The organism is Nocardia aurantia (assembly GCF_009604425.1).
Lineage (GTDB): Bacteria > Actinomycetota > Actinomycetes > Mycobacteriales > Mycobacteriaceae > Nocardia > Nocardia aurantia.
Map to the genome: position 1 here is coordinate 1 of NZ_WEGI01000064.1, position 615 is coordinate 615.

Sequence of the window (615 nt, forward strand, 5' to 3'; positions counted from 1 at the left end):
GCAACCCCGCCGGCAGCACGACATCGACACTGCGGTCGGTGATCACCGCCACCGGGCGCGCATCGTCGAGCACGTACTCGATGCGGTCGGCCGGATACGACGGATCGATCGGCACATACCCCGCACCGGACTTGATCACCGCCAGCAACGCCACCACCAGATCCGCCGAACGCGGCAGGATCACCGCCACCAGAGTGTCCGGGCCCGCACCGAGCGCGATCAGGTGACGCGCCAACTGATTCGCGCGCTGGTCCAGAGAGGCGTAGGTCAGCCGGTCGTCGGTATAGCGCACCGCGATCCGGTCGGTGTGGGTGGCCACGGCGGCGTCGAACAACGTCGACAGAGTCCGGGCACGACCGGCGAAAACGCCTGCGCCGCCGTCCTTTCCGGCCGATACCCAGCGCTCGGTGACATCGTGGCGTTCGGCCTCGCCGAGCAGGTCGATATCCCCGACGATCACCGACGGGTCGTCGGCGACCGCACGCAGGATACGCAGCAACCGCGCCGAGAACGCCGTCACCGTCTCCGGATCGAACAGATCCGTCGCATAGTTCCACGACAACGCCAGCCCACCAGCGGGATCCTCACCCACGGTCAACTGCACATCGAACTTCG

At 67.3% G+C, this 615-nt stretch carries 1 protein-coding gene; it reads right to left on the reverse strand.

Going from position 1 to position 615, the window contains the following annotated elements:
• A partial coding sequence (locus tag NRB56_RS38175; protein ID WP_319944126.1) for an AMP-binding protein occupies positions 1 to 592 on the reverse strand: 592 nt, incomplete at its 3' end.
• Between the last annotated feature and the right edge of the window lie 23 nt (positions 593 to 615).